The sequence below is a fragment of the Bacteroides luti genome (genome assembly GCF_900128905.1).
In the GTDB taxonomy this organism is placed as follows: Bacteria; Bacteroidota; Bacteroidia; order Bacteroidales; family Bacteroidaceae; genus Bacteroides; species Bacteroides luti.
This window is the reverse complement of the sequence record NZ_FQTV01000003.1, coordinates 119,849-143,391: the sequence shown is the minus strand read 5'-3', so window position 1 is coordinate 143,391 and position 23,543 is coordinate 119,849. Positions and strand designations below refer to the sequence as shown.

Sequence of the window (23,543 nt, the reverse complement as noted above, 5' to 3'; positions counted from 1 at the left end):
GCATGGCTGAAATGACGTTCTGGGATCACTTGGACGAGTTACGTCGTGTGCTCTTCAGGGTATGTGGAGTATGGTTTGTATTGTTGATAGGCTTTTTTATTGCAATGCCTTATCTGTTCGATACGGTAATTCTCGCACCTTGTCACAATGATTTTGCCTTTTATTCCCTTCTTCACAAGATAGGGGACTTGCTCCAATTGTCCGATGAGTTTTTTACCCAACAATTTGAGGTGAAGCTGATTAATATAAATCTGGCTTCGCCTTTCTTTATTCATATTTCCACTGCCTTCTGGATGTCGGTAGTGGTGTCTGTGCCCTATTTGCTTTTCGAGATATGGGGATTTATCAAACCTGCGCTCTATGAGAATGAGAAGAGTAATGTGCGTACTGCACTCGGTATAGGAACTATCATGTTCTTTCTGGGTGTATTGCTGGGATATTTTATGGTGTTCCCGCTTACCCTGCGTTTCCTTGCAACCTATCAGATAAGTGCAGAGATTGTCAATCAGATTTCTCTGAATTCCTATATAGATAATTTTATGATGCTTATCCTCATGATGGGACTGGTTTTTGAGCTTCCACTAGTAACCTGGATGCTGGCTAAAATCGGACTTGTCAGAAAGTCGTTTCTTAGGAAATACAGAAAGCATGCCATTGTTGCTATCTTTATAATAGCTGCTATAATTACACCAACCGGAGATCCGTTCACCCTCTCAGTGGTAGCCATTCCTCTTTGCCTGCTCTATGAAATGAGTATCCTTATTATTAAGGATAAGAAGGAAGAAATTGTAGAGGAAGAAGAATGAATCAATTAGCAAATGAATATTATGACTCCCTCCTGAGGATATACCTCAGTGAGGAGAGTTCTCTTACAATGAAATACAGGCAAATGCGTGAACTGCTCGAACGCCTTTGCCGACAATCCATGCAGAACGAGCAACTGCAGATGACCGATCTTTCTGCCCGTATCAGCTATCTGGCGTCCGTTGCCTCGCTGTCGCGCAATGCTCAAAACTTGCTGCATACCTTCCGGCTTACTTCCAATGCGGTGATGAACCGTCGTGAGGAACCTACACGCGAGAATCTTCTTCGCGATCTTCGTACCCTGGCTTTAACGGTGAAGAAACTGTTTCAGATGGATATTCCTCAGGAACTTTATGATCTGTTGCCCAGTCAGGCAGATGTACATTATGTTCCTGTCACTGCTCCCCGTAGCGAAACTATTCGCCGGATAAGGGTTTGTTTTCAGTCAGCCGATGATACTTATCTGTACGTTATCCCGGCAGACAGAACGGTGGACGAACCGCTGAAAGTGCGCTATGCAGTTGCCGGTAAGAATGAAGAGTTCAATGAAACCATCGCTCAGCTCTGGAATTGTGCACAACTCAATCTGCTCGATGTCACGGTAGATGGAGAGGGAATCCTCATTCCTTCCATGATTGTACTCGAACCGGATTATATGATTGATATCAGTACCCTGGCCGAATGTTTCAAAGATTACGGTCATCATCCGGCCAATTATATACTCGGACGTTTACAACCTATGTCCAACACCCGCCCGCTATTGCTTGGTAATATAGCCAATCTTTTTCTGGACGAGTGGATTCATGCCGATGGAGAAGTAGATTATATAGAGTGCATGCGCAAAGCATTCCGCACCTATCCCATAGAGCTGGCTTCCTGTGAAGATCTGCTCGATCCAAAGCTGGAGTTCGAGTTCTTTAACGACTGCAAAACTCATTTTGAGCATATAAAAGAGGTCGTAACTGATACCTTCCTTGCTCCGGGATATCATCTGAATAAGGAAGATGCCGTACTGGAACCTTCGTATGTGTGCGAGGCTCTTGGTCTGCAGGGACGTCTCGACTATATGCAGAGGGATATGAGTAGCTTTATAGAAATGAAATCGGGTAAGGCCGACGAATATATCATCAAAGGAAAAATCGAACCCAAAGAGAACCACAAGGTGCAGATGCTTCTTTACCTGGCAGTGCTGGAATATAGTATGGGTATCAACCACCGCAAGGTGCATCCCTATCTGCTCTATACGCGTTATCCGTTGCTTTACCCGGCTCGTCCGTCATGGGCATTGGTTCGCCGGGCTATTAACCTGCGCAACCTCATTGTGGCTGGTGAACATGCAGTTCAGTTGCAAAACAGTTCTGCATATACGTTCGAAGTACTGAGTGAAATTACCCCTTCCGTACTCAACGAATACCACTTGCGTGGCATGTTCTGGGAACGCTATCTGGCTCCCTCTATCTCTGCTTTTGGCAATCACTTCAATGCACTCTCCCAACTGGAACAAAGCTATTACCTTACGCTCTATAACTTCATTGTCAAGGAGCAATACATTTCCAAATCGGGCGAGATGGAATATGACGGTCGTGCGGGAGCTGCTTCCCTCTGGTTGGCTACTCTCGAGGAGAAACGGGAAGCTGGAGAGATTCTTTATGATCTTACTATTAAGGAAAATCGTGCAGCCGATGCACATAAAGCCACAGTTACGTTTACTATTCCCCGATACGAGGAGGAATTCCTTCCAAACTTCAGGGTAGGAGATGTGGTGCTTTTCTATGAACGAAATAAAACAGAAGATGTAGCTACCAATAAAATGGTATTTAAAGGGAGTATCGCTGCTATCAACTCAGAAGAGATTGCGGTGCGTATCCGTGCTTCGCAACAAAATCCTTCCGTACTTCCTCAGAAGAGTCTTTATGCGGTGGAACACGACAGTATGGATACATCCTTTAAAAGCATGTTCCAATCGCTAACCCTTTTTGCTGAGGCTAATAAAGGTCGTCGCGACCTGCTGCTGGCTCAGCGGAAACCGCAGTTCGAGACCTCTTTCGATGAACAGATTGCTCAGGCTACAAACGATTTTGCACGTATCACACTGAAAGCCCTTGCTGCCAAAGATTTCTTCCTGCTTGTGGGACCTCCTGGTACCGGGAAAACTTCCTGGGCGTTGAAGCAGATGGTTACTGCCTTTCATAAGCAACCTCATACGCATATCTTACTGCTTGCTTATACCAATAGAGCAGTAGACGAGATTTGCAAATCCATTTCATCCATCAATCCGGAAATCGATTATATCCGTGTGGGCAGTGAACTCTCATGCGAAGAACGTTTCCGCCCTCATCTTATCGAGAACGTGCTGGCCTCCTGCAATCGTCGTTCGGAAGTCAGCGAACGTATATCTCAATGTCGTGTAATCGTGGGTACCGTTGCCTCCATATCCAATAAGCCCGACCTTTTCCGTCTCAAGAAGTTCGATGTGGCTATTGTAGATGAGGCTACCCAGATACTCGAACCTCAACTGCTGGGCATTCTTTGTGCTAAAGACAGGGCAGGGGAGAATGCCGTTGGCCGGTTTATCCTCATCGGCGATCATAAACAACTTCCTGCAGTTGTAATGCAGAGTAGTGATCAGTCAAGAATTGCTTCAGAAGATCTTGTTTCAGTAGGAGTCACTAATCTCAAAGACTCCCTTTTCGAACGCCTCTACCGTTATTATGCGCACGATCCGGAAAATCGGGTAGTCGATATGCTCTGTAAGCAGGGACGAATGAACCCTGCCGTAGCACTATTCCCCAATAAAGCTTTCTACGGAGGTAAGTTAGAACCCGTAGGTTTGCCCCACCAGCTGGAAACAGATTCCCCTTATGGTGACCGGGTACAATTCATTCCTTCTCAACCGCATACCGGTGGAGGGTCCGACAAATGCAATATCTTCGAGGCCCGCTTGGCTGCCGAAATTGCCGTGCAAGTCTACAACCGTCGCCCTGATAAGTTCGATGCAGTGCGTTCACTGGGTATCATAACTCCTTATCGCAGTCAGATAGCCATGATAAAGAAAGAGCTTGCTCTTCGGAATATTCCTGTACTCAATAATATACTGGTGGATACTGTAGAACGCTTTCAGGGCAGTGAGCGAGATGTTATCATCTACTCTTTCAGTGTTAACTATCCATGGCAACTTCAGTTCCTAAGTAATATAACCGAGGAAGACGGGGTAGAAATTGATCGTAAACTCAATGTGGCATTAACGCGAGCTCGTAAGCAAATGTATTTAATTGGGGTCCCCGAATTATTAAAACTTAATAAAATATATAAAGCTTTGATTAAATTAATACTTCCTACCTTTCATTAACATGCTCAACTGAAAAAAAGGCTTATCTTTGCACTACGTTTTTTTCATAGAGATTTAGATTTAAGGTTAGAAGAATTGTGGAAGTCGTGAGACTTCCCTTTTTTTTAAGATCTAAAGAAAAAGGTCGCCCCATAAAGGCGGCCTTTTTTGATTCAATACTATGTCTTTCTTTTTAAATAAGGAAAGGGTGCTCAGTCAACGACCGGGCACCCTTTCCTCATTTATTAATGTATTTTTTATCTTTTCATCTATTATAGATCAGTGATAATCTTGTATTGAGGAACAAGAGTTTTCATGATAACCCATGCAATAAGATAAGCAAATGCACATACACCAAACATAATTCCGTAAGCTACAGTTGGAGTAGCAGCATACAAGTCAGTGATAAATCCAGCAAACAGCTGAACCAATACACCACCGATACCACCAGCCAAACCACCGATACCGGTTACTGAAGCGATAGCTTTTTTAGGGAACATATCAGAAACAGTTGTAAACAGGTTAGCAGACCAAGCCTGGTGAGCAGCACCTGCAAGACAGATAACACCTGTTGCCATATACATAGCTGCAGTACCAAAATGTTCTACATTACCGAAGTATTGAGTCAATAATAAAGTAACAGGGCAAAGAGCGATAAGGAACATGGAAGTCATACGAGCTTTATAAGCATTCATACCCTTGTTCATAAAGAACATTGGAATACTACCACCAAATACACTACCAATAATAGCGATACCGAATACAATGAATGTAGGCCACATTACTTCCTGAGTTGTCATGTGGAATTGTTTTTTCAGGTAGTCAGGCAACCAGAACAACAAGAACCACCAGATACCGTCGGTCATGAATTTACCGAAGAAGAAAGACCATGTTTGTGGGTATCTCAACATCTTACTCCAGGATACTTTTTCCTTAATGCCATTCTTTGCATTTTCAACCTGTTCAGGAGTAAGCTCAGCATCGTCAATATGAATATAGTCATATTCGCTTTGGTTAATTGTACCTGCTTCAAGTAACTTCTTCTGTGATTTGAATAAAGCAAACCAGAAGAACAACCAAACAAAACCAATACCACCTGTCAGGATGAACGCCATCTTCCATCCAAGAGCCGGACCGAAGTAAACCAAACACCATGGAACAAACAGTGCAGAAATCATAGCACCTACGTTAGAACCACTGTTAAAGATACCGGTTGCCAAAGAACGTTCACGTTTTGGGAACCATTCTGTTACAGTCTTGATAGATGCAGGGAAGTTACCGGCTTCACCAAGTCCGAATACACTTCTGATTGCTACGTGCAAAGCTACAGTCTTTCCTACAAAAGCATTAGCGATACCACTTAATGACCACACAATTAAAGAGAGAGCCAATCCCATCTTAGCGCCGATCTTGTCAATAACAACACCGGAGAAAACAGTGAAGCCAGCATAAGCGGCAGTAAAGAATGCAGTAACATAAGAGAAGTCAGAGTTACTCCAACCAAAACCACCCTCTGCCACTGGTGAGCAGAAAAATTCTTTTAGAAAAGCAATTACGTTACGATCCATGTAGTTAATGGTCGTAGCAAAGAATAGTAAGGAACAAATAACCCATCTGTAACGGGTCATTTTTTCATTCACATTCTGAAATGTACTCATGATAAATGATTTAATAATTAGTAATTTTAAAATAATGGGACCAAAATTAATGATTATTATCGAGACCCGCGGTATAAATTTTGCTCAAAATAGTGTATATTTTGATTGGGAATGTCTAAAACTTCTTACATTTGCAAAATAATTGAATGGAAATATCTGAAAACTGTAATTTATGGAAATAAAAAAGAATACCCCTCAATGGTTTGCTGTCTATACTGCTCCGTGTGCAGAAAAAAAGGTTCGCGAACGTTTTCAGCAGTCGGGTATCGAGCATTATCTTCCTGTTCAGATGGTTACCAGGAAGTGGCACGACAGACTAAAAAAGGTAGAGCAGCCTGTTCTTACAGGTTATATTTTTGTCCGTATTCTCCCCGAGGAGGCTTCTAAAGTACTGATGACCTACGGTGCCATTGCCTTTGTTCGTGAGCAATCACGCCCTGCTGTTATTCCCGATAGTCAGATAGAGCGCCTTCGCCAAATGGTGGAGATGTCAGATGAAGAGGTTGAATTCAACCTCTCCGATCTGGAACCGGGTGCTCCTGTACGTATTATCCGTGGCGAGCTTACCGGTCTTATAGGTGAGCTTGTTGAGGTAAAAGGTAAATTCAAAGTTGCTGTTCGCCTCACTGGTTTGGGATGTGCGCTCACTACTATTAGTGCCAGTTGTTTGGAGAAGCTTTAGTTCTTTTGATCCAAAAGAAACTAAAGCTTAAGGTTTTTTGCTTTATTCTTTTTTGGGGGTTTTAGAGCAAATGCTTTTTCTTTTGGCTTTATTGCAACTGTCCTTTTCTTTTGCCTTGATGCAAAAGAAACAAAAAATCAAGGCTGCATTTTTTTTGCTAAAATCGTGATGCTTGTAGCGGAAGGTGCTGAAACTCGCTTCGCTCAAACAGCAGCCCCTTCTTTTCGCTACAAACCTCCCAATTTCTTCACGCAAAAAAAATGAGGCCGGTCCTTCTGGTCGCTCGGCTTTGCCATCGCTGGTGGGTTGTGGATTGTGTAGCCGTTGCTTTGCTCGGCTTTAGGGGTGGGCTCGGCTTCGCCTTCGTACTTTTTCTGGCTTCGCCTTCATTTTCTTGGCTTATTGTAGGAATTCTGTTGCTGGTATCATTTTGATTTTTAGATCATTTTCTTCAAAAATATCTTTTTGATTGAATGTTACTATTGTTCCTTTGTTTATATTAAAATACTTCATGGCTTCAACAAGTCCGTTGTATTCTCTTTCAAAATTAGTGTCTTCAATCTTGTAGCACACTTGTATCACATCCTGAACTTTACCTTTGTTCATTGCTATAAAATCGCATTCTCCTTTATCTTTAAAGTAATAGATGTCGGGATATTTGTTTCTTAGATATAGAAATACTGCATTTTCAAGTTTGTGTCCGGTGTTGTCTGTAAATGCTGTTGAATTTTCATTAAATAATCCCAAGTCCATGGCATAAATCTTTTTGGGATTTCTGGCTTGTGCTTTTAATGAGTAATTGAATTGAGGGATAAACTCAAGCAAATAAGAATCTTTCAGATACGAAAAATACTCTAGAATAGTGCTGCTAGATTTTATTCCATACATTCCTTCCAGTTTATTGGCAGAAACAAGATTACCTATGTTAGATATCAGATAAACTGCCAACTGACGTAGAGAATTTACATCGCGTATGGAATGACGGATTGCTATGTCACGAATCAAAATGTCATCCATCAAATTATTAAGTATCACGCCCATCCCACTTTTAACATATTCAGGAATTCCTCCATGTGCCAGATAGTCGTTTAATGAGTCCGAATTATTTTCAAGCTTTTTGAAAGATATAAATTCATTGTACGAGAAAGGAAATAACTCACAGGAAATATGCCTTCCGGTGAGATGCGTTCCCAGCTCTTTACTTAGAAGAGATGCATTCGATCCGGTAATAAATATCTGGTATCCTTCATTGAGCTTCTGGTGGATAAACATTTCCCATCCACTCACTATTTGTATCTCGTCAAAAAATAGAACGTTTATTTTTCTTTTAATAATTTCATTTCCAAGCCGTGCAAAGTCCGATATTTCAAAACCGGCCAAACGGGTGTCTTCAAAATTAAGATAGATGGCATTACTGAATCTTTCTTTTAATAATTGCAGTAAAAGAGTACTCTTTCCACACCTCCTAATGCCGGTTACAATCGTTGCGTATGTTTCTATAACTGGCAACTTATTCAAAGCATCACGTCTCAATCCTGTATCTTTTCTAAGAAATACATCCCATTGAGAATCTATAACTCCTGCTATTTGTTCTTGTGTAATCATCTCATTGTCATTTATATAATCACAAAGATATACTATTTCCCAATAGTAGCAAATAAAATCTCCCATTATTATCGGGCAAAGTCTCCCAATGCTACCGGGAGAAAACTTCCAATACCTTTTTGGGCTTTATTGCAACTGTCCTTTTCTTTTTGCTTGATCAAAAAGAAACAAAAAATCAAGGCTGCATTTTTTTTGCTAAAATCGTGAGGCTTGTATCGGAAGGTGCTGAAACTCGCTTCGCTCAAACAGCAGCCCTTCTTTTCGCTACAAACCTCCCAATTTCTTCACGCAAAAAAAAGAGGCCGGTCCTTCTGGTCGCTCGGCTTCGCCATCGCTGGTGCGTTGTGGATTGTGTAGCCGTTGCTTTGCTCGGCTTTAGGGGTGGGCTCGGCTTTGCCATCGCTCGGTGTGGCTTAAAGTGTGTAGCCGTGTGAAAAACCGTCACGAAGTGACAAGCGAGCGAAGCAACGCTAATTGGTCCACAATCGCAGCCCGCTCAGAACCCAGCAGGACCGGCCTCATGAATTTTACGTTAAGAAATCTGGGAGTGGGGAGCGTTAAGAAGGGGGTGCTGTCTGAGCGAAGCGAGTTTCAGCCCCTTTAGCTCCACGCTCACTGATTTTAGTAAAATTCGTGCAGCCTTGATCTTTTGGTTCTTTTCTATCAAGAGAAAAGAACAGAGTATTGAACATAACCCGCTATCAAATGTTTATAAAGTATAATTAATTTATACCAAAAAACGGAGCGATATGAGAAAAAGTGTTATCGAATATTTAAGGCAAACAGTTCTTCATTATCCCGATAAGATAGCGGTAAACGATACGACGGAAGAAATCACCTTTAAGGCATTGTATCATAACGGACACATCCTTGCTACAGAGATTCTGTCTCATGGTATCAGAAACAAGCCGGTTGGAGTCTATATACCCAAAGGATGTAAAGCTATTCAGGCGTTTGCAGGTATAAATATCAGCGGTAACTTCTATGTCCCTATGGATACCAAATCACCCGATTCCAGAGTGCTTTCCATTATCAATGTCCTCAATTCTGCTGTTATTATAACAGATAAGGAACATTATGCAAAACTCGCTGCTATCTGTAGTGTAAAGATACTGGTTATCGAAGATGTCATTGCTGCAGGAGTGGCCGATTATGATAAATGCGAACAGGCACAATCCATTCAGATCGATACCGATCCGGTTTACTCCATCTTCACATCAGGATCCACCGGTACCCCCAAAGGAGTTGTTATCTCTCACCGCGGAGTACTCGATTATATCGATTGGGCAATAGATACGTTCCATATAGACAGTACCTCGGTCATTGGTAACCAGGCACCGCTCTATTTTGATAATTCAACGCTCGATATATACCTCATGTATGCCACCGGCTCCACATTGGTCATTATCCCCGAGCAGAACTTTATGTTTCCCGCTATGCTGGTCGATTTCCTCAACGAGTATAAAATCACCTTTGTGTTCTGGGTTCCCTTTGTACTGGTCAACGTTGCCAATTTCGACATCTTTGCCTCTAAGAAACCACTCTACCTCAAGGATGTGTTTTTTGCAGGAGAGGTTATGCCCAACAAGCACCTCAACTATTGGAGGAAACACCTGCCTCACTGCCGGTATGCCAACCTGTACGGCCCAACGGAGATCACAGTAGATTGCACTTATTACCTCGTTGATAGAACCTTTGAGGATAACGAACCCCTGCCTATCGGCATTCCCTGCCGTAATAGTGATATACTTATCCTTACCGACGATAATCGGATAGCCGCTGTAGAAGAACAGGGAGAACTCTGTGTACGTGGCACCTCGCTGGCACTAGGCTATTATAACGACTGGGAGAAAACACAAAAAGCGTTCGTCCAGAATCCGCTAAACACTCATTACCCGGAGATTATTTACAGAACCGGAGATGTTGTTTACCTCAATAAGCGGGGAGAGATCATGTACGTGGGGCGTAAAGATTCCCAGATCAAGCACAATGGTTACCGCATCGAACTGGGCGAAATTGAGACAGCTGTTCTCAGTAGTGAGCTGGTAGATAACTGTTGCGCTGTTTACGATTACAACAGAAGAAAAATCCTTCTGTTCTATCAGTCAAAGAGCGAACTCGATATGGTCTTATTTCGTAAAAACGTATTAAAACAGATTCCTAAATACATGATACCATCCGAATACTACCGGGTCGATAGTTTAAAGCTGAATTCAAATGGTAAGTTAGACCGTCTGTTCTATAATGAAAAAGTGAATACTACATAATTTTTAAAGAATCCTATAATATGGAAAATGTATCTCTTAATATAGTATTTTGGGGTGAAGATTCATTTAGTAATATAGTTCTTAATTCTTTAATTCAGGCTGGCCATCATGTAAAGTTGGTCATCTCACCTTGGTATGACAATCTCATCTATAAGAAGCTTGAATTTACATGTAGCAAATTTAATATACCTTTTGAACGCTACCTGAAAATAAATTCAGAAGAAGTTTTCCAGCGTGTAAAATTATTCGCCCCTGATCTGTGTGTCGTTGTTCACTTTGAGAAAATGATTAGATTGCCTATATTGGAAATACCTAGATTAGGGTTCATTAATTTGCATCCCTCTTTATTGCCCCAATACAGAGGTCGGGCTCCCCAGCATTGGCCTATTATCAATGGTGAAAAAGAAACAGGTGTTTCCGTCCATTATGTTGATACAGGATTCGATACCGGCGATATTATTATACAGGAACGTATACTTATAGGGAAAGATATGTACGTATCCGATTTACAAAACGAATGGATAAAGATTTATTCCCATATTGTAGTCAAAGCAATAGAAAAAATATTGAAAGGGCATCCCGTTGTAAAACAATCAGCATTGGAGGGTAGTTATTATGATAAGTTGAAGACACAGCAATGTCAAATTAAGCTCACTGCTGGTTGTCAGTCAGCTTATAACCTCATAAAAGGAGTCTCTTTACCATATCACGGCGCCCAATTTAGCAATATCATCATCTTGAAGGCCCATTATCCTGATAGTGATGTTACAAAATCAATTGTTGATAAATATAGAACAAATGGTGTTTATATGCAAACAGATTTCGGCAATTTTTTAAGGTTTTCAGATGGTGTTTTAATTATAGATAAATATAAAATAAGTACAAATATGAAAGAAACAATTCTAACCATTTTAAGCGAATTAAGACCTGAATTCAATTTCAGCCAATCCGCTAACTTTATTGACGAAGGTATGCTCGATTCACTCGATGTGGTAAACCTCGTAACCGATCTGGAGAACGCTTACGGCATCCTCATCGATGGCGTAGATATACTTCCCAATAATTTCTCATCGGTCGATAATATTATAAACCTGTTAATCAAAAACGGAGTAAAAGCATGAACCTAACATTTAAGCACAAAAAGATAACCGGCATTCTTACTGTCTTGCCTAAGAATGAAGTTAAGTTCGAGGACGAAATGAGCAATTACCATTTCTCCGAGTCAAAAGCCCTGAAGCTGAAGGTTACCATGGGATACAATAAACACCATATTGTAGAGGACGGCGTAACCGTGTCCGATCTCTGCACCTTTGGTCTCGAGTACCTTTTTAATCAACAGTTGCTTGCAAAAGATGATATCGATGCCTTGGTGCTGGTCACCCAGTCGCCCGATTATTTCATGCCGCCCACCAGTAGCGTTATTCAAGGTCGCGCTGGGCTGAAGCAGGACATCATCTGCATGGATATCAACCAGGGATGCTCGGGATACATCATCGGACTCATCCAGTCTTTCCTTTTGCTCGATCAGCCTGCCATCAACAAAGTGGCACTGCTCAATGCCGATATACTCAGCCGTAAAGTATCCAAAAAAGATCATAACAGCAACCCACTTATTGGCGATGCTGCTTCTATAACCATTGTCGAAAAGAGCGATAGTGACGAAACCATCCACTGCAACATCAAGATGGATGGCACCCGTTATGATGCCCTCATCATCCCTGCCGGAGGATTCCGTCAACCGTCAACACCCGAAACTGCCATTATGGAAGAGGATATTGATGGCAATCTCCGTTCAAAAGACAACCTCGTGATGAAAGGCGATGCCGTCTTCAACTTTATGCAAACAGAAGTCCCGCCCATGGTGGAAGAGATACTGCAAACAGCCGGAGTAACCAAAGACGAGATAGACTATTACATGTTCCATCAGCCCAACCGTTTCATGCTCAATAAACTGGCGGACCGCCTGGAGGTTCCGCGCGAAAAGATGCCGAGCAACGTTGTTGGCGATTTCGGTAATGCCAGTGGTGTATCCATCCCCACAGCCATTACCTATAACCTGGGGGATAAGCTTTTGACTAACCGATACAAAACCTGTCTTGCCGGTTTTGGTGTTGGGCTCACCTGGGGGAGTATGGTGGTGGAACTTGATCGGCTGAAGTTCAGCAGCATTATTTATTTTTAAATCTCTTTTTTTTTGGGGCTTTCCATAAGCTTGGTTCTTTTTGGTTGGAGAGCAACTGTCCTTTTCTTTTCCCTTGACGGAAAAGAAACAAAAGGTCAAGGCTGCATTTTTTTTGCTAAAATCGAGAGGCTTGTAGCGGAAGGTGCTGAAACTCGCTTCGCTCAAACAACAGCCCCTTCTTCACGCTACAAACCTCCCGATTTCTTCACGCAAAAAAAATGAGGCCGGTCTACGAGGTCCCTGAGCGTGCTGCGGTTGTGGACCAATTAGCTTTGCTTCGCTCGCTGTCACTTCGTGACGGTTTTTTGGCTCGTCTTCGCCATCGTTGGTGGGTTTTGGATCGTGTAGCCTTTGCTTTGCTCGGCTGGCTTTGCCATCCCTTAGGTGGAGGTGGGTACTAATTAGCTTTGCTTCGCTCGGCTTGTCACTTTGTGACGGTTCTTTTTTGGCTCGGCTTCGCCATCGTGCTTTCCTTCGCTTTGGCATTGTTTCTTTGTTTAATTGCCTTTTCTTCATTCAATTTTATCGTGTTTTGTTTCGCTTGCCTTAAAATTAGTTATAGAAAAAGGGTTACTGATAAGGATGAAAGAAGAACTGATGGCGAAGTCGAATTGAAAGAAGAACCGCCACAAAGTGGCAGCGAGCGAGCAACGCTAATAACCGATGGCAAAGCCAAGCGAGCAACGTTAATGAACGATGGCGTAGCCGAGTGGTACCAGAAGGATTGGCCTCATGAATTTTACGTTAAGAAATCTGGGAGTGTGGACGTTAAGAAGGGGGTGCTGTCTGAGCGCAGCGAGTTTCACCCCCTTTAGCTCCGCGCTCACTGATTTTAGTAAAATTCGTGCAGCCTTGATTTTTTGTTTCTTTTGCATCAAGGCAAAAGAAAATGTATTTGCTATCAAGCAAAAAGAAAAGGCCAGTTTAAATCATACATAAAACTTTTAATCAAAAACAGAAAAGTTTTAGTTATACTTAAAACTTTTACTTATATTTGTTATTGTTTTAATTATACATTAAACTTTTGAAGATGAAAATCCCTAAGACTATCAAGAAGAGAGACGGATACATTGCTCGTATTATCCCTTTTATGAGAAAACCGCTGATTAAGGTACTAACGGGTCAACGGCGTGTGGGAAAAAGTTATCTGCTGTTTCAGTTAATGGAACAAGTGCAGAACGAGGATCCCGATGCTCATATTATTTATATCAACCGGGAGGATATGGAGTTCGACTTTATGCGAACGGCTGCAGATCTGAATAATTATATTCTTGCTAACCGGAAAGAGGGGGCACGCAATTATATCTTTATTGACGAAATTCAGGATATCTCCGAGTTCGAAAAGGCTCTGCGCTCTTTACTGCTGGATGAGAGCAATGATATCTATATAACGGGAAGCAATGCCCGGTTACTCTCAGGCGAACTGGCTACTTACTTAAGTGGCAGGTATGTGGAGTTTAAAGTGTACAGTCTTGCGTACAGTGAGTTTCTGCAGTTTCACGAACTGGAAAATAATGCCGCAAGTTATGATTTATATACCCGATATGGAGGATTACCTTATCTCATCAATCTGGAGTTGAACGATGATGTGGTCAATGAATATCTGAAGAGTATCTATTCAACCATTGTGTTCCGTGATGTAGTGAGTCGTTACAATCTTCGGAACACAGTATTCCTTGAAAGGCTCATTCAGTTTCTTTCGGAAAATATCGGTTCGCTGTTTTCGGCAAAGAATATCAGTGATTATCTTAAATCACAGCATACTCAGATTTCTGTCAACCAGATCCAGAATTATGTTGAATACCTCACAAATGCATTTCTTATTCATAGGGTGGGTAGGTATGATCTGATTGGTAAACGTTTCTTCGAGATTGGTGAGAAGTATTATTTCGAGAATATGGGTATCAGAAATGTGATTATCGGTTATCGCTTGCAAGACAGAGCAAAGATTCTTGAAAACATTGTCTATAATCATCTTTTGTACCGGGGGTATGCTATAAAAGTGGGCATGTCCGCTTCCTCGGAAATCGACTTTGTTTGTGAAAAGGGGGCCGAGAAGCTCTATGTGCAGGCAACTTTAAAACTGGATAGCGAAACAACGATTGAACGGGAATTTGGCAATTTGCTTAAAGTGCAGGATAACTACCCGAAAATTGTAGTTAGTGAAGACGAATTTCGCGGTAACAGCTATGAGGGTATTAAGCATGTGTTTATCCGGGATTTTTTATTAGATTATTAACTGGCCTTTTCTTTTGGCTTGAACCAAAAGAAACAAAAGTTCAAGGCTGCATTTTTTTTGCTAAAATCGTGATGCTTGTAGCGGAAGGTGCTGAAACTCGCTTCGCTCAAACAACAGCCCCTTCTTCACGCTACAAACCTCCCGATTTCTTCACGCAAAAAAAATGAGGCCGGTCTACGAGGTTCCTGAGCGTGCTGCGGTTGTGGAGCGTGTAGCCGTTGCTTCGCTCGGCTTGTCACTTCGTGACGGTTCTTCTTTTTCTTGGCTTAACCATTGTGCTTTGCTTTGGCATTGTTTCTTTGTTTAATTGCCTTTTCTTCATTCAATTTTATCGTGTTTTGTTTCGCTTGCCTTAAAATTAGTTATAGAAAAAGGGTTACTGATAAGGATGAAAGAAGAACTGATGGCGAAGTCGAACTGAAAGAAGAACCGCCACAAAGTGGCAGCGAGCGAGCAACGCTAATAACCGATGGCAAAGCCAAGCGAGCAATGTTAATGAACGATGGCGTAGCCGAGTGGTACCAGCAGGACTGGCCTCATGAGTTTTACGTTAAGAAATCAGGGGATGAGGAGCGTTAAAAAGAAAAAGCTGTTTGAGCGCAGCGAGTTCTTTTTCTTTAGCTCAGCATCCCCTGATTTTAGTAAAATTCGTGCAGCCTTGATTTTTTGTTTCTTTTTGATCAAGCAAAAAGAAAAGGGCAGTTAGAAAAAACTATTTAATAACTTTGTCAAGAACAGGAACCTTCACTCCTGAAAGTGAACCCTGTTTAATGTCATTAAGCTGTTCAAAAACAACAATCTTATTAGAACCTTTTTTCAAAAGGCATCCCGGAAGGTAAAGCGTTTGTTGCGGCCCAACTTTCCAATAACGACCCAAGTTAAAGCCATTTACAAACACAATGCCTTTGCCCCATTTCTCCATGTCAAGGAAAGTATCACCTGGTTTGCTCACCTTAAACTCACCTTCGTAAATCACAGGCTGTCCGGCAGTGTAGCTTGTTGAGAAAGCTATTAGGTCAGGCATATCGCTCATTGGTAGCTTGTACATCTCCCAGTTACCGGTTATCTCAATACCGTTAATGGTTACCGGAGTAGTGATACCCTTCAGGTTACTGGTAATCTGAGCACCGTAGTTTATGCGTCCCAGGTTTTCTACCAAAATATCCAGCGTACTGTTAAAAGGCACATCAATATTCATGCTGTCCTTCTCGAACACACGGTTCAGTTCACCCACCTTCTTGCCGTTTATGTATACAGTGGCAAAGTCGCGAATACCCTTAATCTTCAGCTCACCATTGATAGGCTGATTAAAATGACGGCGATACAACACATATCCGTGACCCTGATTCAAATCCTCGAAAGTCATCACCGTGTCGTTTTCCACCGGCTCCATCTTGCTCACCACGTCCATCAGGTTCACTGTTTTGGCAAGCTTAATTTCCGGAATCTCAATCACCGGAATCTGAGCAGGTACGGCAGGTACCTCATATTTTACATACTGCTTCATCAGGTCGCGTATGGCAGTGTACTTCGGAGTCACCCATCCCGCTTCACTTATCGGCGCATCATAATCATAGCTTGTTATGTCCGGTTGAATATTCTTCTTTGTGTTATAGTTGGCACCCGATGTAAATCCAAAGTTAGTACCCCCGTGCACCATGTAAAAGTTAAAGCTCACCCCGTTATCCAGATACTTCTTAGTCTGTTTCGCCACATTCTCGGCAGATACCTTCTGGAACGGTTCAGCCCAGTGGTCCAGCCATCCCGGGTAGAACTCAGCCACCATGTACGGGCCCTTGCCACCGTTAAACTCATCCACCACTTTCTTCAGGTTCTTTATGTTATCCTCACCGTTGGCAGTAGGCAGCGCACCCTCAATGGCACCCCCTTTAAACAGCCAGCTACCGTCCGATGTAAACATCGGAATGTCAAAACCCGCATCAAGCAACTGCTGACGAATGGCAGCACTATATTTCTTGTGAGTCTCCAGCGGAATATCCGGACGCTGTGCTACGTAAGATCCAAATTCGTTCTCAGCCTGCACCATCACCACAGGTCCACCCTTTGTAATTTGCAAGTCGCGCACCTCGTTGGCCAGCTTGTTTATATACACCTTGCACGAATCCAGGAACTGCTTGTTGTCCGTGCGAATCACCAGTCCCGGAGTCTTTTGCAGCCACCACGGGTAGCCACCGAATTCCCATTCTGCACAGGCATACGGACCCGGACGCAGAATCACCATCAGTCCCACTTCCCCTGCAGTCTTAATAAACTCACGTATGTTGCGATTACCCGTTTTAAAGTCCCACACCCCCGGAGCCGTTTCGTGGTAGTTCCAGAACACATAACTGGCCACAGCGTTCAGCCCCATGGCCTTCATCATCTGTAACCGGTGGCGCCAGTAAGGAGCCGGCACACGTGCAAAGTGCATTTCTCCAGAGTGAATCTGAGTCGGTTTGCCATCATACAGAAAGTTTCCGTCCTTTATGGCAAACGAGTGTTTCGCCTGTTGAGCAAAGGCAGCTCCGCTTATCAACATAAGTGCCACAAGCAAAGCAGAGAGTTGTTTTTTCATGTTTAGTCTGTTATAGAGTAAATTATTAATGTTAGATTATTAAGCCTTTTCAATGGTCACAAAGATAAACAATTTATCTAATAACCGCCAAATAAAATAAATTAATTTATTAATTACTCCTGTTTGAATAAAATTTTAAGGAAAATGAACTAAAATAACAGTTCGAATGTTTATTTAACAAAGCACACAGTCAAATGAAAAACATTATTAAAATAGTAGCCCTCCTGCTCACGGCAGCCATAGTAAGTGGATGCCGGTCAACAAAGAACGTAGCCTACCTGCAAGGTGTAGAGAACCTTACCGATGCACAACTGCAACGAAGTGCACAACCCTATAGTGCAAAGATAAAGCCCAACGATATGCTGCGCATCATTGTAAGCGGAGCCGAAGATCCCGACACCTATATGCCCTTCAATCTATTAACTTCAGTGCCCTATAACGAAAACGCCACCCAGGCCAATGTCTCCTTGCAAAGCTACCTGGTAGATACCCGTGGCACCATCGACTTCCCCGTGATGGGAAAGCTCTATGTGGTTAATTCCACTACCGATCAGGTAAAACAGATGATCACCGAAAAGCTGAAAGATTACCTCAAGGCCGACCTCGTAGTCACCGTGCGCTTTGTCAACTATAAAATCTCCGTGCTGGGCGAAGTCAACCAGCCCGGTGTTTATACAGTGCCCGACGAAAAAATCAGCATCCTGCAAGCCCTTTCGCTGGCAGGAGACCTCACCCTTTATGGCCGTAGAGATGTGGTAAAGATTCTGCGCGAAGAGTCCGATGGGCACAAAACCATCACCACCCTCAACCTCAACGACCGCAACCTCATCTTTTCTCCCTTCTATTACCTCCGTCAGGGCGATGTGGTCTATGTAGAGCCCAACAAAACCAAAGCCAAGGGTGCTGGGGTAGGAGCCGCCACCAATATCGTATTCTCTGTGGTGTCCGTGGTCATCGGTGTAGCCTCCCTGATAGTAACCGTTGCTAAATGATTGCTTTTTTTATCTTTTTTCTATTGTGTATGTGTATATTTAGCTAAAAAAAATACTTTCTTTATTTTTTTTTATCAGTAATCTAATTGATTAACATTCAGTGTTTTGTTTAACAAAATAATGCTAAAATCATTTTTGAAGCAAAAAAGTAATCGAAATTAAATATCATTTGTAGTTAAAAAGTTTCTTTTAAAGAAAAAATGTGTTTACCTTTGCAGCGAATTTTAAAAAACAGGAATTCGTTGCTACGGTTATGTTAGTGACGAACCTTGTTGCATAGTAACACAACCGATTCCTAATAACCAATGAACAGACAAAACTATCGCTATTTACTGCTATTCACAGTAATACTACTTTTTTCTGCATGTAAATCTGCAAAAAACATCGCTTATCTGGAAGGAGCCGAATCACTCACGCCCAGTCAACTGGCTCAAAGTTCACAACCCTTTAATGCTACCATCAAGCCGAACGATTTACTACGTATTGTGGTAAGTGGTTCTGAGGATGCGGAAACCTATTTTCCCTTTAATATACTTACTGCGGTTCCTGCAAATTCAAATGAAACTTACTCAACGGCAGCATTGCAAAACTATTTAGTTGATAGCAAAGGTACTATAGATTTCCCTGTATTAGGTAAATTAGCAGTTGTAAATCAAACTACCGACGCTATTGCGAAAACAATTACCCAAAAGCTAAGATCTTACTTAAAAGGAGATATCGTTGTTACTGTCCGTTTTGCCGATTATAAAATCTCTGTATTGGGCGAAGTTACTACTCCCGGATCTTTTACCGTAAAAGATGAAAAAATTAATATCCTGCAGGCACTCTCCATGGCAGGAGACTTAACTATCTATGGCCGCCGAGATGTGATTAAAATTCTTCGTGAATTACCCGATGGACAAAAGAATATTGTTACACTAAATTTGAACGATAGAAACCTGATATTCTCACCTTACTTTTATTTGCAACAAGGCGATGTGGTTTATGTAGAACCTAATGAAGCAAAAGCAAAAGGCGCTGATATCGGTAATGCTACTAATGTCGTATTTTCTGTTGTATCAATAGTAATTGGTGTTGCATCTTTGATTGTTACAGTGCTTAAATAGACTGATTATACAATATGAAAATAAAAAATGAAGCAGTTGGTAGTCTTGGAACGCGTCTATTTGAAGTTACTAACTTAATTCCAAAATCAATAGTAGAAATTGGTGATAAGTTGAATTTTTAGTACATCTTGAAAATATATAGTCATTACGGTGTTAATGAATTTATTATGTAATGTGATAAGCAATATGTTATTAAAGAGAAAATTGCCAATTACTTTCGTATAACAGTGATATGATAGTCATTATTACAAGTAATGGATTAATTACTTATAGATTGACTTTAATGATTTTTATTTTTTGGAAAATGAAGGCTATCTTGCAATAAAAATAGCTGGAAGCTTATTTTTTTTAAGAACTTATTACGTGATCTAATCTAGACTTTTTTGTCCAGACTAAAACGCATTTCAGAAGCCTTATGGTATTAGATTAAAAAAGAGGGAATCGCTTTAATTAATTCAATAAAGAAACGAAAATGGTCATATGATATGTGAAATAAAGATGTATCTATATCACCCCCTGTTTTGTATGTCTACTCTTTTTAAGGAGGGAAATGGAAAGATGTCATCTGCACCTTTAGAAGAGAATAGCTATGTTTATACAAGATGATTTACAAAAAAATGTATTTATAATCCTAAAGATTAAAATTTTGAGTTTAATAAAAAACTTAGCTTATAAAATTGGTGTAGATAAAGCTGTCGCATACACATCTATTGCTAGAATAATTCAGGCTGGAGGTAGCATAATTTCTATCCTATTTGTTGTACGATACTTAACAGGTGTGGAACAAGGATTTTATTATACCTTTGGTAGTATTTTAGCAATACAAGTTTTTTTTGAATTAGGACTAAATGGAATTATTACTCAATATGTAGCACATGAAGCTTCGCATCTTACTTTGAGAGATGGTATGTATTTAGAGGGTGAAGAAAAATATAAATCAAGATTGTCTTCTTTACTACACTTTAGTGTAAAGTGGTACTCTGTATTTGCCATTGTCCTATTTGTAGCGCTTATGGTAGTAGGATTTGTTTTTTTTACTAAGTATGACAAAAGTGGTGGCCTTGTTAGTTGGAGGTTTCCATGGACTTTGTTGTGTATTTGTACTGCTGTAAATTTATTGATTGCTCCAGTTTTTGCATATTTAGAAGGTTTAGGCAAGGTAAAAGAAGTTGCCAAAATTAGATTGTATCAAAACTGTTTTGGATTATTTTTCGTTTGGAGTAGCTTATTTTTAGGTGCAAAACTGATGGTGTCTGGAATTAATAGTCTTGTTTGGATTTTATCGGCGTCTTTTTTTATTTTTGCTACTCCATTTAAAGTAATTCTTTTTGATATTTGGCATATCTCAATTATTCAAAAAGTTTCATATAAGCATGAGATATTTCCATATCAATGGAAAATAGCCTTAAGTTGGATTAGTGGTTATTTCATTTTCCAATTATTTAATCCTGTTTTATTTGCAACAGATGGTGCAGTCGTTGCTGGGCAGATGGGAATGACATTGGCTGTTTTAAATGGGATTAGTTCTTTGTCAATGAGCTGGATATCAACTAAAATACCCATGTTTTCAGGCTTGATAGAATTGAAAAATTATAATCAGTTGGATATGATTTTTAATAAGACATTAAAACAATTAGTTTTTATTAATGCTTTAGGTCTAATTGTTATGTTGTTTGTTTTTTTTGTAATTAAAACGTTTCACATAACATTAGGAGGAATGAATTTAGGAGATCGTTTCTTGAATTATATTCCAATGATTCTTATGGTGATTCCATCGTTTTTGAACCAATTTGTTGGTTCATGGGCTACTTATTTGAGATGTCATAAGCAAGAGCCTTTTTTAGTAAATTCTTTAGTAAGTGGAATATTATGTTGCTTTTCTACTGTATTAATGGGGAAATTTTTAGGAGTAATAGGTATTACAGGAGGATATTGTTTAATATCAGCTTGTTCTTTGCCGTGGGCTTATAACATATATATTACTAAAAAAAATGAATGGCATAATGAAAAATGAACTATTACAGGCAATAGCATACCTACTTATTAATTGACCAAAGCAAATATAAAAATAAGTTAGATTGCTGCTTCCTCAATTAGTTATAATGTTCAATTAGTTGTTAGAGATAATAGTAGTAATATACCTTTGAAACTTTTTTTAAAGAAGAAACGTTAGAGCGTTTTATTATAGAACGTAATTTAGTATATATAGGAGGTAATGGTAATATTGTATATCTTTTTGAATATTGTACACACCTTGGATATGGTAATTAAGTGGTGATGATTCTGTTACCGAAAATGTTGTTTTCTGATCAGTTTTTATAGGATTGTATGTATTTATTAAGAATTTGGGATACAATTATTTCACGTACCTGATTATATAAGTTGATGGTAAGCTTTCTACGGTCATTATACTGACGAAGGGTTATGATAGTAAGAAAATCTTTTATTATTTTGCTCATTGATTCAACAGTATCTATCAATAAAAAAATAAGCGAATAGCGAAGAATGCACTTCTATTGTATTTGCAAACATTTTTATTAATGCTTGTATTTTTCATATTACTTGTTATTCTTGAAGTTTTAGGTGAGATAGACTTCGTTGTCTATAATATAATTGGAGGTATAGTCGTATTAATAATTGTCTTTCCAAATTTAAAGTTCAGAATATTAAAGATAATCATAATGTAAAAAAACAATTTAGTAATCTCAAATGATTGGGATATATTTCAGTAGTCTATGGATACAAATTGAATCTGAAATCTTTTATATATGATTGTATTTAAAAGGCTTATTAAGTAGAGTGTCTTGTTGTAATTGTTGATTTTTACGTGTACTAAGAATTAGTGATATTATAATAGGATGTTTTGAGAAATTGGAAAACAGTTTGAATTCAGTTATAATGCAGAAAAGGGATATCCCTTGTTACCTATCTTAATACAAAAAATCAAGATCTAAGAATTTATATCTATAATTTTAAAATCCAAATTATTATAATGTTAACAGTATTGCATATTTTAGATTCGATGAATCGTGGTGGCATAGAATCGTTCATAATGAATTTATATAGATCTATTGATCGAACCAAAGTTCGTTTCGTGTTTCTTTTGCAAAATAAATCAAATTCCCATAGACAAGAAATAGAGGAATTAGGAGGGCAGATTTATACAATACCTGCTAGGAGAAATTCAATAATTGAATATCATAGGAATTTAAATGATTTTTTCAAAAAAAATGCCAAAGATATTTCTGTGGTTCATCAGCATGCATCTTCATTGTCTTGTATAGATCCGCTATTCTATGCAAAAAAGTATGGTATAAAAATACGTATACTTCATTCTCATAACACTTCCATTAGCGCAAGCAAATTGCATTATTTACTTCATTGGTTTAACAAATTCAGAGTAAAACCCTTAGCTACTCATTATTTTGCTTGTTCGGAATTAGCAAAAGAATGGATGTTTAATTACACTGGTGTTGAAGGTAAAGTAATTGTAGTTAACAATGGAATAATTTTAGAAAATTTTGCATTTGATGAAAATGTTAGGAATGCCAAAAGAAATGAATTAGGACTTGAAAAAGACAATCTTGTTGTTGGACATATTGGAAATATATCAAAAGTGAAAAATCAGATATTCCTTGTTGATATACTAAAGGCTTTAGTGAACAAATCTGATAGATATCGTCTGATGCTTATTGGAGATGGTGTCGGTAGAAAAGCCTTACTAGATAAAATCAACGATTTGAATCTTAACCAATATGTGTTGTTCTTAGGTTTACGTGATGATACAAACGAATTATTACAAGCAATGGATTGTTTTGTTTTCCCATCTTTATTTGAAGGACTTCCTGTTGCTCTGGTGGAAGCTCAAACAGCTGGGTTGTTAGTAGTTGAATCCGATTCAATTTCAATTATGAGTAAATTATTAGAAACAACTATTTTATTACCTTTAGATAAGGGTGATTTTTATTGGGCAAATATTATTAATGAAAAGCTTAGATCATTTATTAGGGTAAATGTACGAAATATTATTCAGTCAAAAGGATTTGATATGACTAACATAGCTGAAAAACTTCTATCAATATATGGCCAGCGTGATTAATTTGAA

The 23,543-nt window shown here is 39.9% G+C and carries 18 protein-coding genes; 15 read left to right on the top strand and 3 right to left on the bottom strand.

Annotated features, from left to right (window positions below; all coding sequences use genetic code 11):
- Positions 1-2 precede the first annotated feature (2 nt).
- The gene (tatC, locus tag BUC21_RS03945; RefSeq protein WP_073399416.1) at positions 3-806 is read left to right on the top strand and encodes a twin-arginine translocase subunit TatC; all 804 of its coding nucleotides are present in this window, start codon (positions 3-5) and stop codon (positions 804-806) included.
- On the top strand, positions 803-4,153 hold the full coding sequence (locus tag BUC21_RS03940) for a DEAD/DEAH box helicase (RefSeq protein ID WP_073399414.1): 3,351 nt from the start codon (positions 803-805) through the stop codon (positions 4,151-4,153). Before tatC ends, BUC21_RS03940 begins: the two co-directional genes overlap by 4 nt.
- Before the next feature lie 251 nt (positions 4,154-4,404).
- Here the strand turns inward: BUC21_RS03940 and BUC21_RS03935 are convergent, their stop codons facing one another.
- Positions 4,405-5,790, bottom strand: a complete 1,386-nt coding sequence (locus tag BUC21_RS03935) for an MFS transporter (RefSeq protein WP_175550475.1) — start codon at positions 5,788-5,790, stop codon at positions 4,405-4,407.
- A 172-nt stretch (positions 5,791-5,962) separates the two neighbouring features.
- Between BUC21_RS03935 and BUC21_RS03930 the strand changes: the two genes are divergently transcribed.
- Positions 5,963-6,472 (top strand): UpxY family transcription antiterminator, encoded by a 510-nt coding sequence (locus tag BUC21_RS03930; RefSeq protein WP_073399412.1) that lies wholly within the window; start codon positions 5,963-5,965, stop codon positions 6,470-6,472.
- A gap of 399 nt (positions 6,473-6,871) precedes the next feature.
- On the opposite strand, the gene BUC21_RS03925 is transcribed toward BUC21_RS03930, so the two are convergent.
- Complete coding sequence (locus BUC21_RS03925; RefSeq protein WP_073399629.1) at positions 6,872-8,077, bottom strand: ATP-binding protein; 1,206 nt, start codon at positions 8,075-8,077, stop codon at positions 6,872-6,874.
- A 749-nt stretch (positions 8,078-8,826) separates the two neighbouring features.
- Here BUC21_RS03925 and BUC21_RS03915 point away from each other — a divergent pair.
- The 8 genes from BUC21_RS03915 (at position 8,827) to BUC21_RS03885 (ending at position 15,344) form a co-directional block, all read left to right on the top strand.
- Positions 8,827-10,344, top strand: coding sequence for an amino acid adenylation domain-containing protein (locus BUC21_RS03915; protein WP_073399408.1), 1,518 nt, complete (start codon positions 8,827-8,829; stop codon positions 10,342-10,344).
- Between the two features lie 20 nt (positions 10,345-10,364).
- On the top strand, positions 10,365-11,465 hold the full coding sequence (locus BUC21_RS03910) for a formyltransferase family protein (RefSeq protein ID WP_073399406.1): 1,101 nt from the start codon (positions 10,365-10,367) through the stop codon (positions 11,463-11,465).
- Positions 11,462-12,526 (top strand): 3-oxoacyl-ACP synthase III family protein, encoded by a 1,065-nt coding sequence (locus BUC21_RS03905; protein WP_073399404.1) that lies wholly within the window; start codon positions 11,462-11,464, stop codon positions 12,524-12,526. Before BUC21_RS03910 ends, BUC21_RS03905 begins: the two co-directional genes overlap by 4 nt.
- A 272-nt stretch (positions 12,527-12,798) precedes the next feature.
- The gene (locus tag BUC21_RS16695) at positions 12,799-12,927 is read left to right on the top strand and encodes a hypothetical protein (protein ID WP_262483229.1); all 129 of its coding nucleotides are present in this window, start codon (positions 12,799-12,801) and stop codon (positions 12,925-12,927) included.
- A gap of 6 nt (positions 12,928-12,933) precedes the next feature.
- Positions 12,934-13,341 (top strand): hypothetical protein, encoded by a 408-nt coding sequence (locus tag BUC21_RS03895; protein ID WP_139261255.1) that lies wholly within the window; start codon positions 12,934-12,936, stop codon positions 13,339-13,341.
- A gap of 215 nt (positions 13,342-13,556) precedes the next feature.
- Positions 13,557-14,765, top strand: coding sequence for an ATP-binding protein (locus tag BUC21_RS03890; RefSeq protein ID WP_073399397.1), 1,209 nt, complete (start codon positions 13,557-13,559; stop codon positions 14,763-14,765).
- Positions 14,766-14,928: 163 nt separating this feature from the next.
- Positions 14,929-15,072 carry a hypothetical protein gene (locus tag BUC21_RS16385; RefSeq protein WP_175550474.1) on the top strand — a complete coding sequence of 48 codons (144 nt, stop codon included), beginning with the start codon at positions 14,929-14,931 and terminating at the stop codon, positions 15,070-15,072.
- Positions 15,051-15,344 carry a hypothetical protein gene (locus tag BUC21_RS03885; RefSeq protein ID WP_139261252.1) on the top strand — a complete coding sequence of 98 codons (294 nt, stop codon included), beginning with the start codon at positions 15,051-15,053 and terminating at the stop codon, positions 15,342-15,344. The genes BUC21_RS16385 and BUC21_RS03885 overlap by 22 nt, the downstream gene beginning before the upstream one ends.
- Before the next feature lie 133 nt (positions 15,345-15,477).
- Here the strand turns inward: BUC21_RS03885 and BUC21_RS03880 are convergent, their stop codons facing one another.
- Positions 15,478-17,340, bottom strand: coding sequence for a glycoside hydrolase family 35 protein (locus BUC21_RS03880; RefSeq protein WP_073399393.1), 1,863 nt, complete (start codon positions 17,338-17,340; stop codon positions 15,478-15,480).
- Between the two features lie 194 nt (positions 17,341-17,534).
- Between BUC21_RS03880 and BUC21_RS03875 the strand changes: the two genes are divergently transcribed.
- The 4 genes from BUC21_RS03875 to BUC21_RS03860 all read left to right on the top strand — a co-directional run bounded on the left by BUC21_RS03875 (position 17,535) and on the right by BUC21_RS03860 (position 23,537).
- Entirely contained in the window at positions 17,535-18,332 is a 798-nt protein-coding gene (locus BUC21_RS03875) for a polysaccharide biosynthesis/export family protein (RefSeq protein ID WP_073399391.1), read from the top strand.
- A gap of 305 nt (positions 18,333-18,637) precedes the next feature.
- Positions 18,638-19,438 carry a polysaccharide biosynthesis/export family protein gene (locus BUC21_RS03870; RefSeq protein WP_073399389.1) on the top strand — a complete coding sequence of 267 codons (801 nt, stop codon included), beginning with the start codon at positions 18,638-18,640 and terminating at the stop codon, positions 19,436-19,438.
- Positions 19,439-20,027: 589 nt separating this feature from the next.
- A complete protein-coding gene (locus BUC21_RS03865) occupies positions 20,028-21,452 on the top strand; it encodes a lipopolysaccharide biosynthesis protein (protein ID WP_083547585.1) in 1,425 nt (474 codons plus the stop codon).
- 978 nt (positions 21,453-22,430) lie between these two features.
- Positions 22,431-23,537 (top strand): glycosyltransferase, encoded by a 1,107-nt coding sequence (locus BUC21_RS03860; protein ID WP_073399387.1) that lies wholly within the window; start codon positions 22,431-22,433, stop codon positions 23,535-23,537.
- Positions 23,538-23,543: the final 6 nt, after the last annotated feature.

Excerpts from the sequence above, each read along its gene's own strand:
- BUC21_RS16385 (WP_175550474.1), top strand. The coding sequence starts at position 14,929 with ATGAGGCCGGTCTACGAGGTTCCTGAGCGTGCTGCGGTTGTGGAGCGT.
- BUC21_RS03890 (WP_073399397.1), top strand. The coding sequence starts at position 13,557 with ATGAAAATCCCTAAGACTATCAAGAAGAGAGACGGATACATTGCTCGT.
- tatC (WP_073399416.1), top strand. The coding sequence starts at position 3 with ATGGCTGAAATGACGTTCTGGGATCACTTGGACGAGTTACGTCGTGTG.
- BUC21_RS03910 (WP_073399406.1), top strand. The coding sequence starts at position 10,365 with ATGGAAAATGTATCTCTTAATATAGTATTTTGGGGTGAAGATTCATTT.
- BUC21_RS03880 (WP_073399393.1), bottom strand. The coding sequence starts at position 17,340 with ATGAAAAAACAACTCTCTGCTTTGCTTGTGGCACTTATGTTGATAAGC.
- BUC21_RS03925 (WP_073399629.1), bottom strand. The coding sequence starts at position 8,077 with ATGATTACACAAGAACAAATAGCAGGAGTTATAGATTCTCAATGGGAT.
- BUC21_RS03875 (WP_073399391.1), top strand. The coding sequence starts at position 17,535 with ATGAAAAACATTATTAAAATAGTAGCCCTCCTGCTCACGGCAGCCATA.
- BUC21_RS03905 (WP_073399404.1), top strand. The coding sequence starts at position 11,462 with ATGAACCTAACATTTAAGCACAAAAAGATAACCGGCATTCTTACTGTC.
- BUC21_RS03865 (WP_083547585.1), top strand. The coding sequence starts at position 20,028 with ATGTTTATACAAGATGATTTACAAAAAAATGTATTTATAATCCTAAAG.
- BUC21_RS03940 (WP_073399414.1), top strand. The coding sequence starts at position 803 with ATGAATCAATTAGCAAATGAATATTATGACTCCCTCCTGAGGATATAC.
- BUC21_RS03935 (WP_175550475.1), bottom strand. The coding sequence starts at position 5,790 with ATGAGTACATTTCAGAATGTGAATGAAAAAATGACCCGTTACAGATGG.
- BUC21_RS03860 (WP_073399387.1), top strand. The coding sequence starts at position 22,431 with ATGTTAACAGTATTGCATATTTTAGATTCGATGAATCGTGGTGGCATA.
- BUC21_RS03915 (WP_073399408.1), top strand. The coding sequence starts at position 8,827 with ATGAGAAAAAGTGTTATCGAATATTTAAGGCAAACAGTTCTTCATTAT.
- BUC21_RS03930 (WP_073399412.1), top strand. The coding sequence starts at position 5,963 with ATGGAAATAAAAAAGAATACCCCTCAATGGTTTGCTGTCTATACTGCT.
- BUC21_RS03870 (WP_073399389.1), top strand. The coding sequence starts at position 18,638 with ATGAACAGACAAAACTATCGCTATTTACTGCTATTCACAGTAATACTA.